Here is a 15,832-nt window from a genome sequence, read left to right as displayed (position 1 = left end):
GTCAGAATCGCAAACGGCCCGCCAGACAGCAGGCCATGGCGTCGGTCGCCGCCAAACATCAACGATTTCAAGGAGAAGGATGGTACCGCTTCCCCGGCTCGAACGGGGGACCTCTAGATCCACAATCTAGCGCTCTAACCAACTGAGCTAAAGCGGCACTGGCGCTCTACTATAACCGGATTCCGGGGGATGCAAGCCCGACTTGCCGGAAATCTTCACCCGATGTAAGGATTTTTTCATCACCACCAACAGAAGCCGGAAGGGCCGATCATGGGCATCAACAGCGAAAGCGAAATTGCGGCGAACATCCAGATCGGGCCGACCGATCGTGGCATGGTCCGCATCTATATCGAGGCTGAGGGCGTCGACCTTCCTTTGGATTTCGATCCAGAGGAAGCCGAGGAAATCGCCGAAGAACTGCTGGCCGCAGCAGAGGCCGCCCGCGACATGGCGGGGCAGGGCGGCAAGCCGGGCAAGAAGCCTAAGCGCTGAACCCCATCGGGTCGGTCATCGCCAGCAGACGCGCGGTCGAGACCCGAGCAATATCCCGCAGGATACGGCTGCGCCGGGCTCCGGCCAGCCGAACCTCGGGGGCCATGCGCAACAGTTCGGCCCCCCAACTGTCGGCGCGGATCAGGCCGCAATCCTCGGGCAGCAGATCATCGGGGAAATCGGTGTCGACCGCCCAGAAAAAGCGGTCGCAGTAATCCAGATAGCCCTGCCATTTGCGATCCCCGATGAAATCCGCCCGGCAGCTTTTGCATTCGACCACCCAGATTTCACCCTTGGGCGAGATCGAGATCACATCGACCCGCAAGCCGCCCACAGGCACAAACTCCGGCAGCGCCGCGTGACCCAGCGCCGTCAGCATCCGCGCCACGCCGCGTTGCAGCCTTTGCCCTGGTCGGGAAGTGGGCAGATCGTCAGGGATGATGGCGGGATCGGTCATGGATCAAACATGAACCAAGCGCGAACATCCTGCAAGCTTCCGCCGCCCGGCTTGCGAAGGCGCGGCCATCAGCCTATCTAGGGGGCGGCGGGTTTCTGCTCTTCGCGTGTGTGGCCTTTTTTTCCACTGGCCTATAATTTCACCGAGGGGGCTGGCTCTGACGAGGCCCTGGTTTCGTTACCTGGTCCCCACCTGGACATCCAGGCTTTCGGGGAAACCTGCGCTGCCACGGTTGCAGCGGTTCCCGCCACCCTTCCCAGACAAAAAAGGACGGCCCGAAGGCCGCCCCAGATGGTGTAGAGAGAAGGGAATTTCGGGACTTAGAACCCGTAGACCAGCGACACGCCCAGCGTGTTGTCGGTGCGGATCGCACGATCCGACACATATTCGGTCTTGTACGAGATCCGGGTCGCGAAAGCGTCCGACATCTTGAAGTTCACACCCAGTTCGTTGGTTGCGGTGTCGTTCGCGTCCGAGGTCAGGTAGTCGGTGTCGTTGGTCAGGAACACCGTTTCGTTGAAGCGGTGGTAGAAGCGCGACGACACCAGGTAGCCGACGCCGGTATCCGAGTCGGTTTCCAGAGTTTCGGCGACCGGATCGATCACGTTGACCTGCTTGGTGTAGCGAATACCGACAGCCGCCTGAACACGCCATGCGGTGGTGTCGTTATTGATGATGCGGTAGCCCGGACCGAAGCCGAAATAGGCATCCCGTTTCATCCGACCATCGAGATCTTCGAAGGAGTCACCCTCGTCAAGGCTCACCGGATCATCGGCCAGCGCATCGGTCGTCAGGCGACCAAGGGCAAAACCATAGAAGCGGTCATTGATATTGTAGAGCCCCTCATAAATGGTCGAGGTTTTTTCGGTATCGGTGGTGCCGCTATTATCCTCGCCATATTCAAGCAGGATGCCGACCGATTGCGAGAACGCGCCCGCATTGCTGGACAAACGGCCCGACAGGCTGAAATCCTGGTTCTCGGAATTGCCGGAGCGGCCGACATAGCTTAGCGCGACCGAGCCGTAGACGCCTTCCTGCCGTTCGGGGGGGCCAAAACGCTGCGCGTCAGCGGAGCGGTCGAAATCATCGCGGACGGCTTCTTCAACGTCCTTCATGCCCTCGTGAACATCCGAAATGCCGGTTGCATTGGCGCCGGTGGCGATCTCCGACTGTGCAAAGGCGGGCGAGGTAAAGGCCATGGCCATGGCGGTTGCGCCAGCGAGATAAGCAAGTGCTTTCATCGTCTCAGTCCTTTTTCTGAACCGTGTTCGTGTCCGTGGTGCCTGTTTCATTAACCACGAGCATCTCTGCTGGGACAGAATTAGACCTGAGGGAGGGTCGCATAAAGGCTTGGGCGAAATTCCGCATATCTCTCGAAAACGTGAAAATTGCGCGTCATTTCTGCATCAGCGGAAAATGGCGCGCGCGATTTCGTGATGAAACCATTTAGTTTACTAATGTATTACATGAAATATTTTTTGATTCCGGTTAATTATGATTAACAGCGATGTTCACGCTTTGTGTGTTGATTGAAACAACCGCGCGGCGAGTTCCGCAGTGATGCGTGATTAGGCATCGGGGTGGCGTTGCATAAGCGCCATGATTGTTGCGCCAGGAACACAATTTTTCATGAAAGGCAGGGGGCGATCTGGAACCGGACGCGGCCAAGTTGTGTTGCCACGGTCGATCCGGGCATTTGTGCCACCCTTCCAGCGCCCTCCGGCATGGCCAGATCGGAACTGGAACGATCCGTCTTTTGCATGATAGGGGCGGGCAGGCGTCTGCGGGCGCATCGGTTTGCGAGGGGATATGTCGTCGGAACGATTTCTGATCGAGGGTGAGCTTTCGGCTCCGGGCTTTCAGCGCTGGCTGCAAGGTCACGCTCGGCGTATCGGCATCTCGGCGCAGATTGGCCGGGCCGATGCGGATGCGGTGCTGGTCACCGTGGACGGGCCGCCCGCGCTTCTGGACGCGATGGAGATGGCCTGCCTGCTGGGACCGATCGATGTCTGGGTCGAATCCGTCACGCGCGAGGCGGCGTAACCGGGACACGCTTCGCGGGTGGTCTGCCCAATTATTGCGCAACTCGTCGCGAGGCATCACAGAATTAATGACAAACTGCGACAGTTTGTCATGGCCTTTCTTGCGTCATTGTGATGAGAGGCGCCCTGTTCAACACGCAATAAGTTAGAGTGCCATGAACTGGACCCCTGCCGCGCTATCCCAGGACATTCCCTCAGGCAGCGCCGCGCCCGGACAGCTGGGCGACAAGGACATCGTGATCTGGCGCAGCGCCTCGGGGCGCATTGCCGCCTGGTCGGATCGCTGCCCCCATCGCGGCATGCGCCTGTCGCATGGTTTCGTTCGCGGCGAATTTCTTTCCTGCATCTACCACGGCTGGCGTTACGGCGACGGTGGCCAGTGCCACCGCATCCCGGCCCATCCCGAACTCACGCCGCCTGACGCGATCAAGGTTCCGGTTTTTGCCGTGACCGAAAGCGACGGCGTCGTCTGGGTTGCCCAGAAGGATGCCGAACCCGAGGCTCCGCCGCCCGGGTTGGCCGGCTTTTCACCCTTGCGCACCCTGCGCCTGTCGGCCCGGCCCGAGACCGTTGCCGCGGCCTTTGGTGGCACGGGGCTTGACCTGCGCGGCGAACTTGGTGGCTGCGCGGTTGTCGTCCTGATCCAGCCGTTGCCGGACGATCAGTGCAACCTGCATGCCCTTGCCGCCAACGGTGCCGATACAGCGACGCTGGACCGCGTGTCCGCCGCGCTTGAAGCATTGCGCCGTCAGGCTGAAACCGCCGAGGAGATCGCAGCATGAACGGTGAAGCCATGCGCGACCAATGGTATCCCGTGGGTATTGCGGCGCAGCTGACCCCGGCAGGCCGCGACAGCCTGTTGCTGGGCGAGGCCATCCGCATCGCCTGCGACAGCGACGGTGCGGCCTTGGTCACCGACGGGGCAGGGCGTGCCCTGCCGGTCATCACCCGCTTCGGCCATGTCTGGACCACGCTGGGCCAGCCCGAGCGAGACCTGTTCACCATCCCCGAGGCCGATCAACCCGGTCGCCGTCTGGTCGATGTCGGCACGGTTCTGGTGCGCTGCTCGCCGCTGCGCGCGGTCGAGAACTTCCTGGATATCGCGCATTTCCCCTTCGTCCATACCGACATCCTTGGCTCGGAACCCCATACCGAGGTCCAGCGCTACGAGGTCGAGATCCGCGACGATGTCGATGAGGTCTGGGCCACCAAGGTCAGCTTCTATCAGCCGCAGGCCGCGAAATCGGCGCAGGGCGGGATCAATGCCGAATACATGTACCGCGTGCCCGCGCCGACCTGTTCGGTGCTGTACAAGACCTGCCCGGCGCGGCCCGAGGAATGGGATGTCATCACGCTGTTCGTCCAGCCTTTGACCGAGACCACCTGTCAGGTCTGGCCATGGATGGCGCTGTTCGACGAAGACAGCTCGATGACCGACATGATCCATTTCCAGCAGATGATCTTTGTTCAGGACCGCTCGATCCTTGAGAACCAGATCCCTGCGCTGCTGCCGCTGGATCCGGGGATGGAGATTCCGACCCGCGCCGACATGACCTCGATCGCCTATCGGCGCTGGCTGAAACGGCACGGCTATACCTACGGCGCGCAACTGGTGGCGGCATGAGACTTTACGATTATATCCTGTCGCCCTCGTGCTACCGCGTCCGGCTGATGGCGGCTTTGGCCGGGATCAAGCTGGACCTGCGCGCGGTCGATTTCCATCCCGGTGCCGAGCATCGCGGGCCGGAACTGCTGGCGCTGAACCCGGCGGGGACGATCCCGATCCTGACCGACGGCGATCTGGTGCTGACCCAGTCCACCGCCATACTGACCTATATCGCGGCGAGCCACGCCCCGGAATGGCTGGGCGACGATAGCCCGGCCATGCGGGCACAGGTGGGGCAATGGCTGGCCTTTGCGCAGCGCCTGACCGACAGCGCGGGCGCGGCCCGTCTGCATGACATGCTGCAAATGCCGGGCGACATCGTGGCGCTGCGCCGCTCTGCGACCCGCACCCTGCGCGAGCTTGAGGCCGCGATTAGCGCGGTGCGCCGTCGCGGCGGCATCTTCCTTGTCGGGGACCGTCCGACCATCGCCGATATTGCCTGCTTCCCCTATGTGGCGCTGGCGCCGGACGGAGGTCTGCCGCTGGACGCCTATCCCTCGATCCGGCTGTGGATGCGGGCGATCCGCGGGCTGCCGGGCTTTGTCGAGATGCCGGGCATCCACCGTCTGCATGAGCTGCTGCCTGAACCCGGCCCCCAGCCCGATGTGATCCGCAAGGAACGCGCCTGACATGACTGGCACCCTGCTGAAAGATTGCGCCGCCGTCGTGACCGGGGATCAGGTTCTGCGGGATGTCGACATCCTGATCAGCGGCCCCGCCATTCACGCCATTGGCAAGGATCTTTCAGCAGCCGCGCCTTTGGGCACCGAGGTGATCGATGCGCGCGGCTGGTTCGTCTATCCGGGCCTCGTCAACACGCATCACCATTTCTTCCAGTGCTTCGTGCGCAATCGCGTCGATCTGGACTGGACGCGGTTGTCGCTGATCGAATGGCTGGACAAGATCTATCCGATCTTTGCGCGGCTGACCGAAGACTGCTTCCACCACGCCTCGGTCACGGCGCTGGCGGAACTGGCCAAGCATGGCTGCACCACGGCCTTTGACCACCAATATTGCTACCCGCGCAGCGCGGGCAAACGCATCATCGATCGCCAGTTCGAGGCCGCCGAAAAGATCGGCCTGCGCTTCCATGCCGGGCGGGGCGTCAACACGCTGCCGAAATCCATGGGCTCGACCATCCCCGATGAGATGCTTGAGACGACCGATGAATATCTGGCCGATTGCGAGCGCCTGATCGCGGGTTATCACGACGGCGGGCAATTCTCGATGCGGCAGGTGGCGCTGGCCCCCTGCCAGCCGGTGAACTGCCACAAGGAAACCTTCACCGAGTCCCTGTCGCTGGCCCGCCAGCACGGCTTGATCCTGCATACCCATGCGGGCGAGGGCGAAAGCGAGGTCATCCGCGCCCGTCATGGTCTGCGCACCGTCGATTACCTTGAACAGATGGGCTTCTGCGGGCCTGACACCTTCTATGCGCATGGCTGGGAGCTGACCGAGGGTGAGTTGGCCCAGCTGGCTGCCTCGGGGACCGGCATCTCGCATTGCCCCGAGCCGGTCTATCTGGTGGGCGCCGAGGTCACGCCGATCCCGGCGATGCAGGCGCTGGGTGTACGGATCGGGCTGGGCTGCGACGGTGCGGCCTCGAATGACAATTCCAACCTGATGCACTGCCTGCATTCGGCCTATATGCTGCAATGCCTTGTCGCATCGGGTCGCAGCCATCCGGTGCCGCTGCCCGCGGATTTCCTGCGCTACGGCACCTCGGGCGGTGCTTCGCTGCTGGGGCGCGCGGATATCGGCAAACTGGCACCGGGGATGGCGGCGGATCTGTTCGCCATCGACACCCGCCGCATGGATTACGTCGGCACCCGCCACGATCCCGAAAGCCTGATCGCCCGCGTCGGCATCGGCATGCCGACCGACCTGACCATGGTCAATGGCCGGATCGTCTGGGACGGCGAAGGCTTCCCCGGCCTCGACGAGATGCAAATGGCGGCCGAAGCAGAAGCCGCCCTTGCGACCATCCAATTCTGACAAGGAGATGAACCGATGACCTCCACCCTGAACCGCCGCAACTTCCTGCGGACCACTGCCGCGATGGGCCTTGCCGCTGGCTTCGCGCCCGCCATGGCACTGGCCGAAGACGGCACGCTGGGCATCACGCTGGTCCTGCCTTCGCCGCTGGGAGATGTGGGCTGGGGCCGGGCGCTGGCCAACGGGCTGGAGCCGGTCAAGGCCGCCTATGGCGACAAGGTCAAGGTCACCATCCTTGAAAACATCATGGAAGGCCCGGATGCCGACCGCATCATGACCAAATCGGTCGCGGATGGCAGCAAGTTCCTGATCGCGGGTTCCTTCGGCTATCAGAACGGCGCGCTGCAGATCGCGCGTCGCAATGCCGATGTGAGCGTCCTGCACGCCTCGGGCTTCATGGTCGCGCCGAACTTCACCCCCTTCGCCGCGCGCAACTACGAGGGCACCTACCTGCTGGGCATGGCTGCTGCCGCACTGTCGAAATCGGGCAAGCTGGGCACGGTCTCGGCCTTTGCCATCCCGGAACTGATCACCTCGATCAACGCCTTCACGCTGGGCGCGCAGGCGATCAACCCGGCCGCTGAAGTCGCCGTGGTCTGGGTGAACTCGTGGTTCGATCCGGCCAAGGAACAGGAATCCGCCAAGGCGCTGATCGCGCAGGGCTGCGACGTCATCTTCTCGAACGCGCAGGACACGCCCTCGGTCGTAGATATCTGTGAAAAATCGGGCGCTTACGTCTGCAACCTGAACTCGTCGATGAAAGCCTACGCCGCAACGAAGTATCTGGGTTGTGCGGCAACCGACTGGTCGCCCTTCTTCCTTGAGCAGGTCAAGGCGCATTTCGAGGGCAGCTTCAAGGGCCACAACGCCTTCCTCGGCATGGCCGAGCAGGTCGAGAAGGTCTTGGACTGGAGCGCGGACATCCCCGCCGACGTCATGGAAAAGATCAAGGCACGCGAAGCCGGGATCACCTCGGGCGAGGCTCCGGTCTTTGCCGGGCCGATCGCCAAGCAGGACGGCTCCGAAGGCGTCGCTGCCGGGGCGGCCATGAAGGATGAGGAAATCGTCGCCATGGATTGGCACGTCAAGGGCGTGACCACGCCGCTGCCGAACTGATCCCATGCCCGCGCCGCTTCTGTCCCTTCGTGGACTGACCAAGACCTATGGCACCGTCCGCGCCAATCGCGGCATCGACCTCGACGTGGCCGAGGGTTCGATCCATGCGATTTTGGGCGAGAACGGCGCGGGCAAATCGACGCTGATGAAGCTGATCTACGGCGTCGAAACCCCCGATGCCGGCGAAGTAATCTGGCGGGGGCATCATGTCGCGCTGTCTTCGCCCGCCGAGGCCCGCCGTCAGGGCATCGGCATGGTTTTCCAGCATTTCTCGCTGTTCGAGACGCTGACCGTTGTCGAAAACATTTCGCTGATCGTGCCGGGCAGCAAGGCCGAGCTGACCGCGCGCATTCGCACGCTGGGGCAGGAATACGGGCTGGAGGTCGAGCCGCGCGCCCATGTCCATGCTCTGTCCGTCGGCGAACGCCAGCGGGTCGAGATCATCCGCTGCCTGATGACCGATCCGAAGCTGCTGATCCTGGATGAGCCGACTTCGGTGCTGCCGCCGCAATCGGTTCAGCGCCTGTTCCAGACCCTGACGCGGCTGCGTGATCGCGGCGTCTCGATCCTGTTCATCTCGCACAAGCTTGAGGAAATCCGCTCAATCTGCGACCGGGCGACGATCCTGCGCGATGGGCAGGTGACCGGGAATATCGATCCGCGCGAACATGACGCGCATGATCTGGCGCGGATGATGATCGGCCGCGACATGCCCGAGACGCGCCCCGCGGTTGCGCGTGAGCCGGGCGAATTGCGGCTGGAACTGGCAGGGCTGGACCATCAGCCCGACGATCCCTTTGCCCAGTCCCTGTCGGGGATCAACCTGCAGCTTCGCGCGGGTGAAATTCTGGGCATCGCCGGCGTGTCCGGCAACGGTCAGGGCGAATTGTCCCGGCTGATCTCGGGTGAGACCACCGATCCCGCCGCCTCCGACCAGATCCGCATGATGGGCCAGCCGGTCGGGCATCTGAACGCCGCCGCGCGGCGCAAGCTGGGCTTTGCATTCGTCCCCGAGGAGCGTCTGGGGCGTGGCGCGGTGCCGGAAATGTCCCTGGCCGACAACACGCTGCTGACCGCGCATCGGCAGGGGCTGGTGCGGCGCGGCATGATCAATCGTCTGCGCGAGGCCGCCTTTACCGCGCGCTGCATCGCCGATTACGACGTGCGTACCCCCGGCCCGCAGGCCGAGGCCGGGGCGCTGTCGGGCGGCAACCTGCAAAAATTCATCGTCGGCCGCGAGATCATGCTGGCGCCCAGGCTGCTTTTCGTCTCGCAGCCGACATGGGGCGTCGATATCGGCGCGGCCAGTGCCATCCGCCGCCGCCTTGTCGATCTGCGCAATGACGGCGTGGCGGTGCTGATCATCTCTGAGGAAATCGAAGAATTGTTCGAAATCTGCGACCGCATCCAGGTCATCCGCGAGGGGCGGCTTTCTGCCGCGCTGCAGGTGTCCCAGACACGCGTGGAAGACATTGGCCGCTACATGATCGGCGCCGAAGAACGGGCAGGCGTCTGATGTCCGTTCTTTCTGCCTATCGACTAGTCCGGCGCAGCAGCGCCTCGCGCAAGGTCGCGGTGCTGGCGCCTTTGGGCGCGCTGGTGGCGACCATCGTCCTGAACCTGTGCCTGTATCTGGCCATGGGCAAGGATGCGGGCGCGGTCTTCCACGCCATGCTGGTCGAGCCGCTGGTGTCGTGGTCGTCCTTCTCCGAGGTGCTGCTGAAGATGACGCCGCTGCTGCTGATCGCGCAGGGGCTGGCCATCGGGTTTCGCGCCAATGTCGTCAATATCGGGGCCGAGGGGCAGTTCATCCTTGGCGCGATCTTTGCGGCCTCGATCCCGGTCTGGTTCCCGCAGGCAACCGGAGGCTGGATATGGCCACTGATGCTGCTTCTGGGCGGGATCGGCGGCGCGCTTTGGGCGGTGGTTCCGGCCTTTTGGCGGGTGCGGCTGAACGCGTCGGAAATCCTCGTGACCCTGATGATGAGCCTGATTGCGACCCAGCTTCTGGCCTATCTGCTGGTCGGGCCGTGGAAAGACCCGATGGGCTTCAACTTCCCGCAATCGGTGATGTTCCAGATGGACGCGACCCTGCCGCTGCTGATCCCCGGCACGCGGGTCAACGTCGCGCTGGTGCTGGCGCTGGTGGTGACGCTGGCGGCATGGGTTTATATGCAGCGCAGCTTTCAGGGCTATCAACTGGTCGTCGGCGGGCTGGCACCACAAGCCAGCGCCTATGCCGGTTTTGCAGAAAGCCGCGCCGTCTGGCTGTCCCTGTTGATCGGAGGCTTTGCCGCCGGGCTGGCCGGTGCCGCCGAGGTCGCGGGCCCACTGGGGCAGCTGCAACGCTCGGTCGCCTCGGGCTATGGCTATGCGGCGATCATCGTGGCCTATCTGGGCGGGTTGAACCCGATCGGCATCCTGTTTTCCTCGCTGCTGATCGCCATCCTTTATATCGGTGGTGACAACGCCATGGTCTCGGCGGAACTGCCGGTGGCAGCGGTGCGGGTGTTCCAAGGCTCGTTGCTGGTCTGCTATCTGGCCGCGATCACGCTGGTCCGCTACCGGCTGGTGCGGGTGAAATCCGAGGTGCGGGCATGAACGCACTGACCTTCGTTCTGGCTGGGATGCTGGCCGCCGCGATGCCCTTCCTGCTGGCCGCATTGGGCGAGCTGTTGGCCGAGCGTTCGGGCGTCATGAACCTTGGTATTGAGGGGATGATGGCGGTCGGCGCGGTCATCGCCTTTCTGTCGGTGCATCATTTCGGCACGCATACCCTGGGCTTTCTGCTGGCCGGTCTTGCGGGTGCGGCGTTGTCGCTGGTCTTTGCCTGGCTGGCCCTGACGCTGCGCGCCAATCAGGTCGCGGCGGGGCTGGCGATCGGCATTCTGGGGCAGGGGCTGTCCGCGCTGTTCGGCAAAAGCTACGAAAGCCGCACCGTCGCGGGCCTGCCCAAGCTCTCGATTCCCAGCCTGTCCGAAATTCCGGTGGTCGGCGGGCTTTTCTCGCAGGATGCGGTCGTATGGCTGGGGTTGCTTGCGACCCTGACGATCTGGGCCGCGCTGCGCTTCACCAAGCTGGGGCTGGTGATCCGTGCCGTGGGCGAAAACCCCTCGGCCGCGCGCTCGCTGGGCTATCCGGTGATCGCGATCCGCTATAGCTGCGTCATGTTCGGCGGGCTGATGGCGGGCTTTGCCGGGGCCTATGCGGCGACCGTCTATACCCCGCTTTGGGCAGACGGGATGATCGCCGGGCGGGGCTGGATCGCGCTGGCGCTGGTGGTCTTTGCAACCTGGATGACTGGACGGGTATTCTTTGGCGCGGTGCTGTTCGGGGCGGTGTCGCTGGCACAACTGGCGGCGCAGGCGGGCGGGGTGAACCTGAACTCGCAACTGCTGGCGAGCCTGCCCTATATCGTCACCATCCTCGTGCTGGGCGTGATCTCGTCGAACCGACGCCTGCTGAAGGTGAACGGTGTGGCCTCGCTGGGCAAGACCTATATTCCCTAAGCAAAGGGGCGCGGCTTTGGACCGCGCCCTTTCGCGTCTTCAAGCGGCGCCGACAAGGATAATGTCGCTGTCGCGGCGCTGATTTTCGGCAAGGGCCGCGTAATCCGCGTAATCCGTCACCGCGAGCAGGCGGCAGCTGCCACCGTCCCTTGCAGCCTTGAGGTTCTGCGCGCTGGTCTTTTCCAGATCGCCCAGATTTACCGGCAGGGCCGAGGCGATGAACAGCGACTTGACCTCGAACACCTTCGTGACAAATTCGCTGTAGCCCTCAAGCGTCCAGCTGGTCGCGGCATTGTGGCCGTCGCCGTTGACGATCAACTGCATCGACCATTCGCCTCGGGCGTTGGTCGTGGCCTCGACCTTCTGGGTCACGATGCGCATGCCGTCGTCGAACACATCCGAACCGCTGAGGGTCGCGATGATCTTGCCCTGAGCGATGGGCGAAAGGGTGGCGTCGACAAGGACGCCCGAGACTGTGGCTTTGTTCGGCAAGGTCATCTCCTCGGGATGGCTGATCGGCGCCATTATCCGTCTTGAGGCCAGGCGTTGCGGGGATGGGGCTTGCAACGTGCGGGAAGATTTCCTGTTGAGCACCGGCCTCAGCCTGCTTCGTTGAACTTGTTTTTTTTGAAACGCGGGCCTTATTTATTCAGCGCGATCGCAGGCGGATATCGACCGTCGCCTGCGCCAGTTGGCAGCGCTTTCCGTCGGTCTTCTGGGCAGCGGGTGAAGGAAAGTGCAGTCCAATGTCGAATGCCAGCGACACGGGTGGCGCTACCTTTCGCCGAATGTCCGACATCAACTCGTGACCAGGCGGAAGCCGAGCGTCCTGCCGATTGTAGGCACGCATTCTCGCTTCAGTCCTGCGAGCAATCCGCGCTTCAGTCTTGTGGAGGGGATGTCGCCCAGACCTTGGGGAAAATCTGCCAAGCCTCGGACGACCCGAGGACGATCTGGGTAGATCAGCGCATTGACCTCGCCGTCTGACCTCGAACCGACACTTTCTTCTTTATATGCGTACGGACAAGGACCAGCCCGCCGATCATTAAGCGGGTACCTCTGATTTCCTTGCATCACGGCCCAAGCGCTGAATGGGATTTGCCGGACTGGTAGCTAAGACGAAAGATGTGCATGCTTCGTCATGCTGCGATGCAGTATGATCAAGATGTGATGAAGTATTTACACCAACACGGTTCTGTCTTATCGTTTTGCTGATCTAACCGGCGCGAGCGAGGGGAATTTGACCGAATTTGAGCGGCATGAAAAGATTCTCTCGCTGCTTGATGAGCGACCTTTTGCATCGGTGCGCGATCTTCAGCATCTGATTGGCGTGTCGGGGGCGACGATCCGGCGCGATGTCGAAAAGCTCAACGAAGCGGGACGTGCGCGCAAGGTCTATGGCGGCGTGGCTGCGGTTGAGCGGGGCGGTCGTGCGGCCTCATTGCCCTTTGTCGAAAACCGCGACATCGCCGTGTCGGCCAAGCGCTCGATCGCGCGCGAGGCCGAGAGGCTGGTCAAGGACGGCAGTGCGATCATCATCCATGGCGGTTCGACCTGCTTTCATTTCGGCTGTCGCATCGCCAACCGCAATGTCCGGGTCTTTACCAACTCTCTGCCGCTGGCCGCCTATCTGGGAGAGTATGGAACCTGCCAACTGACGGTAGGCGGCGGCGATCTGCACCGCGAGCCGGGTATTCTTTACGATGTCTCGGCCACGGAGCATCGTTTCTATGCCTCGCAGTTCTTTGTGGGCGCGCTGGGAATCAGCGAACATGGCATTCTTGAACAACACCCGCTGCTGGTCCGTCTGGCCGACGAGATGAGCCGCACCGCATCCGAAGTCATCCTGCTGGCGGACAGCCGCAAGTTCAGCATCCATCCGCCGACCGTTTCGCTGCCGTTCTCGCGCATTTCGCGCGTGGTCACCGATGATGGCCTGTCCGATGTCCATGCCCGCATGCTGGAGCGCGCCGGGGTCGAGGTCATCATCGCCCAGATCGAGAGGGAACAATGAGCCAGTCTCCCATTCTGGAGATGCGCAACATCTCGAAGACCTTCGGTGCCGTGCGGGCATTGAAGGATGTCAGCCTGTCGGTCCTACCCGGAGAGTTGCATGCCCTGATGGGCGAGAACGGCGCCGGGAAATCCACACTGATGAAGATCCTCTCGGGGGCCTATACTGCCGATCCGGGCGGTACCGTGATCATCGAGGGGCATTCCCGGACCGAGGCCGCTGGCAGTGTCGCGGTGATCTATCAGGAATTGTCGCTGGCCCCGAACCTGACCGTGGCCGAGAACATGTTTCTTGGTCGCGAGATCGCCAATCGCGGAATCCTGAACCGCAGCGCCACGCTGGAGCGCGCCCAACCCATTCTGGATCGCCTGGGCGTTCATTTCGACGCGCGCAGCAAGGTCGGCGACCTGTCGCTGGGCGAACGTCAGATGGTCGAGATTGCGCGCGCCCTGACGACGGATGCGCGGCTGATCGTCATGGATGAGCCGACCACCTCGCTTTCCGCACGCGAAACCGAGCGCCTGTTCGAAGTGATCGCCCGGCTGAAATCGCATGGCATCGCCATCATCTATATCAGCCACCGCATGGAGGAGGTCTATGCGCTGGCCGACCGCTGTTCGGTCCTGCGGGACGGTGTGTATATCGGGACTTTGGACCGGTCGGAGCTGTCGGCGCAGAAGCTGGTTTCGATGATGGTCGGCCGCGATCTGGACAGCTTCTACAAGAAGGGCCACATCGCCTCGCCCGATCATACGGGCACGCCGCTGCTGTCGGTGCGCGACATGTCGGATGGCGGGTTGGTCAAGGGCTGCTCCTTTGACCTGTATCGCGGCGAGGTGCTGGGCATTGCCGGGCTTGTCGGCTCGGGTCGTACCGAACTGGCGCGGCTGATCTATGGCGCGGACCCGCGCACCAGCGGGACGGTTGCGATTGACGGTCGCGACATCGACACCTCCAGCCCGCGTGCGGCGCTTGATGCCGGGGTCGCCTATCTGACCGAGGACCGCAAGAAGCTGGGTCTTTTCCTCGACATGTCCATCTCGGACAATGTCAATGTCGGCGTGATCGAAAGGGACGCGAAATCCGGCGGCAGGCTGGATTTCCGCGCCGCGGCGCGCCGCGCCAATGACGCGATCAAGGCGCTGGCCGTCAAGGCACCGACGGCCCGAATGCCGGTGGGTGGACTGTCCGGGGGCAACCAGCAAAAGGTGCTGATCGCGCGGCTGCTGGAAACCGGCCCCAAGGTGGTGATCCTGGACGAACCCACTCGTGGCGTGGACGTCGGGGCCAAATCGGAAATCTACAAGCTGATCGACGGTCTGGCGCGCAAGGGCGTCGGCGTGGTCATGATCTCAAGCGAACTCGCCGAGATCATCGGCGTCGCTGACCGGGTCTTGGTCATGCGCGAGGGGCATATTGCCGGGCAGGTGCCCGCGCAGCTTGGACAGGCGATCAGCCAGGAAGCCATCATGGAGCTTTCGACCGGCTCGGTTTCGGAACCGGCCACGGCGACGGAAGGAGCAATGCAATGACGGATACAAATTCAGCCCCTGCCTCGGCCGCGGCCAAGCAGCGCCTGCGCACCATGATGAGCATCGTCGGGATGCTGCCGGTGCTGATCCTGCTGGCAGTGGTGTTCGAACTGATGAGCGGGCGCTTCATGAGCGTCAACAACATCTCGAACGTCATGCAGCAGGCCTCGATCAATATCGTGCTCGCCTCGGGGATGACCTTCGTCATCCTGACCGGAGGCATCGACCTGTCGGTGGGCTCGATCCTTGCCACCTCGGCGATGGTGGCGGTGATCGTCTCGTTGATCCCCGGCATTGGCTGGCTGGGTATTCCAGCCGCCATGGGGGTAGGACTGGCCTGCGGTCTGGCGAACGGTATCCTGATCTCGGCACTGAACCTGCCACCATTCATCGTGACCTTAGGCTCATTGACCGCAGTCCGAGGCATCGCCCGGCTACTGGGCAATGACACGACCGTTTTCAACGCCGACCTGCCCTTTGACGTGATCGGCAATGGCAGCCTGTTCGGCATTCCGTGGCTGGCAATCATCGCCGTCGCCGTGGTGCTGCTGTCATGGTTCATTCTGAAGCGCACTGTTCTGGGCACGTGGATCTATGCCACCGGCGGCAATGCCGAGGCGGCGCGACTGACCGGGATCAAGGTGCCGCTGGTGCTGCTGTTCGTATATGGCGTCTCGGGGTTGTTCGCAGGGCTGGGCGGCGCAATGGCTGCGGCACGGCTGTACGCCGCGAACGGGCTGCAACTGGGGCAGGCCTATGAGCTGGACGCCATCGCCGCGGTCATTCTGGGTGGCACCAGCTTTGTCGGCGGCGTCGGCTCGATCTGGGGCACGCTGATCGGCGCGCTGATCATCGCCGTGCTGTCGAACGGGCTGATCCTGATCGGCGTCTCGGACATCTGGCAATACATCGTCAAGGGCCTCGTGATCATCGCGGCCGTGGCACTGGACCGCTACCGCCAGACCGGCGCGCGGACCTGATCCAATTCGAACCACGCATAAAATGGGAG

16 protein-coding genes and 1 tRNA gene are annotated in these 15,832 nt (G+C 63.0%); 13 read left to right on the top strand and 4 right to left on the bottom strand.

The genetic code is table 11. From position 1 onward, the window contains the following. Positions 1–80 precede the first annotated feature (80 nt). Positions 81–157, bottom strand: a tRNA-His gene (locus GL300_RS15490). Between the two features lie 113 nt (positions 158–270). Between GL300_RS15490 and GL300_RS15485 the strand changes: the two genes are divergently transcribed. Beyond that, positions 271–492 (top strand): DUF6324 family protein, encoded by a 222-nt coding sequence (locus GL300_RS15485; protein ID WP_155040562.1) that lies wholly within the window; start codon positions 271–273, stop codon positions 490–492. Here the strand turns inward: GL300_RS15485 and GL300_RS15480 are convergent. Further along, entirely contained in the window at positions 482–949 is a 468-nt protein-coding gene (locus tag GL300_RS15480) for an MmcB family DNA repair protein (protein WP_155040561.1), read from the bottom strand. The genes GL300_RS15485 and GL300_RS15480 overlap by 11 nt on opposite strands. A 320-nt stretch (positions 950–1,269) precedes the next feature. Further along, positions 1,270–2,190, bottom strand: coding sequence for a DUF481 domain-containing protein (locus GL300_RS15475; RefSeq protein ID WP_155040560.1), 921 nt, complete (start codon positions 2,188–2,190; stop codon positions 1,270–1,272). A gap of 568 nt (positions 2,191–2,758) precedes the next feature. Between GL300_RS15475 and GL300_RS15470 the strand changes: the two genes are divergently transcribed. From GL300_RS15470 to GL300_RS15430, 9 genes are all read left to right on the top strand, one after another. Next, on the top strand, positions 2,759–2,992 hold the full coding sequence (locus tag GL300_RS15470) for an acylphosphatase (RefSeq protein WP_155040559.1): 234 nt from the start codon (positions 2,759–2,761) through the stop codon (positions 2,990–2,992). Between the two features lie 154 nt (positions 2,993–3,146). Next, positions 3,147–3,773 (top strand): Rieske (2Fe-2S) protein, encoded by a 627-nt coding sequence (locus tag GL300_RS15465; protein ID WP_155040558.1) that lies wholly within the window; start codon positions 3,147–3,149, stop codon positions 3,771–3,773. Beyond that, a complete protein-coding gene (locus GL300_RS15460; RefSeq protein ID WP_155040557.1) occupies positions 3,770–4,615 on the top strand; it encodes an aromatic ring-hydroxylating oxygenase subunit alpha in 846 nt (281 codons plus the stop codon). Before GL300_RS15465 ends, GL300_RS15460 begins: the two co-directional genes overlap by 4 nt. Next, a complete protein-coding gene (locus GL300_RS15455) occupies positions 4,612–5,286 on the top strand; it encodes a glutathione S-transferase family protein (RefSeq protein ID WP_155040556.1) in 675 nt (224 codons plus the stop codon). The genes GL300_RS15460 and GL300_RS15455 overlap by 4 nt, the downstream gene beginning before the upstream one ends. 1 nt (position 5,287) lies before the next feature. Further along, positions 5,288–6,652, top strand: a complete 1,365-nt coding sequence (locus GL300_RS15450) for an amidohydrolase (RefSeq protein WP_155040555.1) — start codon at positions 5,288–5,290, stop codon at positions 6,650–6,652. A gap of 15 nt (positions 6,653–6,667) precedes the next feature. Next, the gene (locus GL300_RS15445; protein WP_155040554.1) at positions 6,668–7,768 is read left to right on the top strand and encodes a BMP family ABC transporter substrate-binding protein; all 1,101 of its coding nucleotides are present in this window, start codon (positions 6,668–6,670) and stop codon (positions 7,766–7,768) included. 4 nt (positions 7,769–7,772) lie between these two features. Then, on the top strand, positions 7,773–9,284 hold the full coding sequence (locus GL300_RS15440) for an ABC transporter ATP-binding protein (RefSeq protein ID WP_155040553.1): 1,512 nt from the start codon (positions 7,773–7,775) through the stop codon (positions 9,282–9,284). After that, positions 9,284–10,369, top strand: a complete 1,086-nt coding sequence (locus GL300_RS15435; RefSeq protein WP_155040552.1) for an ABC transporter permease — start codon at positions 9,284–9,286, stop codon at positions 10,367–10,369. The genes GL300_RS15440 and GL300_RS15435 overlap by 1 nt, the downstream gene beginning before the upstream one ends. Further along, positions 10,366–11,277 (top strand): ABC transporter permease, encoded by a 912-nt coding sequence (locus tag GL300_RS15430; protein ID WP_155040551.1) that lies wholly within the window; start codon positions 10,366–10,368, stop codon positions 11,275–11,277. The genes GL300_RS15435 and GL300_RS15430 overlap by 4 nt, the downstream gene beginning before the upstream one ends. A 39-nt stretch (positions 11,278–11,316) precedes the next feature. On the opposite strand, the gene GL300_RS15425 is transcribed toward GL300_RS15430, so the two are convergent. Further along, a complete protein-coding gene (locus tag GL300_RS15425) occupies positions 11,317–11,802 on the bottom strand; it encodes a hypothetical protein (protein ID WP_246195202.1) in 486 nt (161 codons plus the stop codon). 715 nt (positions 11,803–12,517) lie between these two features. Between GL300_RS15425 and GL300_RS15420 the strand changes: the two genes are divergently transcribed. From GL300_RS15420 to GL300_RS15410, 3 genes are read left to right on the top strand one after another with little or no spacing between them, the layout of a single operon-like run. Further along, positions 12,518–13,291, top strand: coding sequence for a DeoR/GlpR family DNA-binding transcription regulator (locus GL300_RS15420; RefSeq protein WP_155040550.1), 774 nt, complete (start codon positions 12,518–12,520; stop codon positions 13,289–13,291). Further along, a complete protein-coding gene (locus GL300_RS15415) occupies positions 13,288–14,823 on the top strand; it encodes a sugar ABC transporter ATP-binding protein (RefSeq protein WP_155040549.1) in 1,536 nt (511 codons plus the stop codon). Before GL300_RS15420 ends, GL300_RS15415 begins: the two co-directional genes overlap by 4 nt. Beyond that, positions 14,820–15,803 carry an ABC transporter permease subunit gene (locus GL300_RS15410; RefSeq protein WP_155040548.1) on the top strand — a complete coding sequence of 328 codons (984 nt, stop codon included), beginning with the start codon at positions 14,820–14,822 and terminating at the stop codon, positions 15,801–15,803. Before GL300_RS15415 ends, GL300_RS15410 begins: the two co-directional genes overlap by 4 nt. The last annotated feature ends 29 nt before the right edge of the window (positions 15,804–15,832 follow it).

Origin of the sequence: Paracoccus litorisediminis (genome assembly GCF_009711205.1) — a bacterium.
Classification (GTDB): Bacteria; Pseudomonadota; Alphaproteobacteria; order Rhodobacterales; family Rhodobacteraceae; genus Paracoccus; species Paracoccus litorisediminis.
This window is presented reverse-complemented; position numbering and strand designations above follow the sequence as displayed.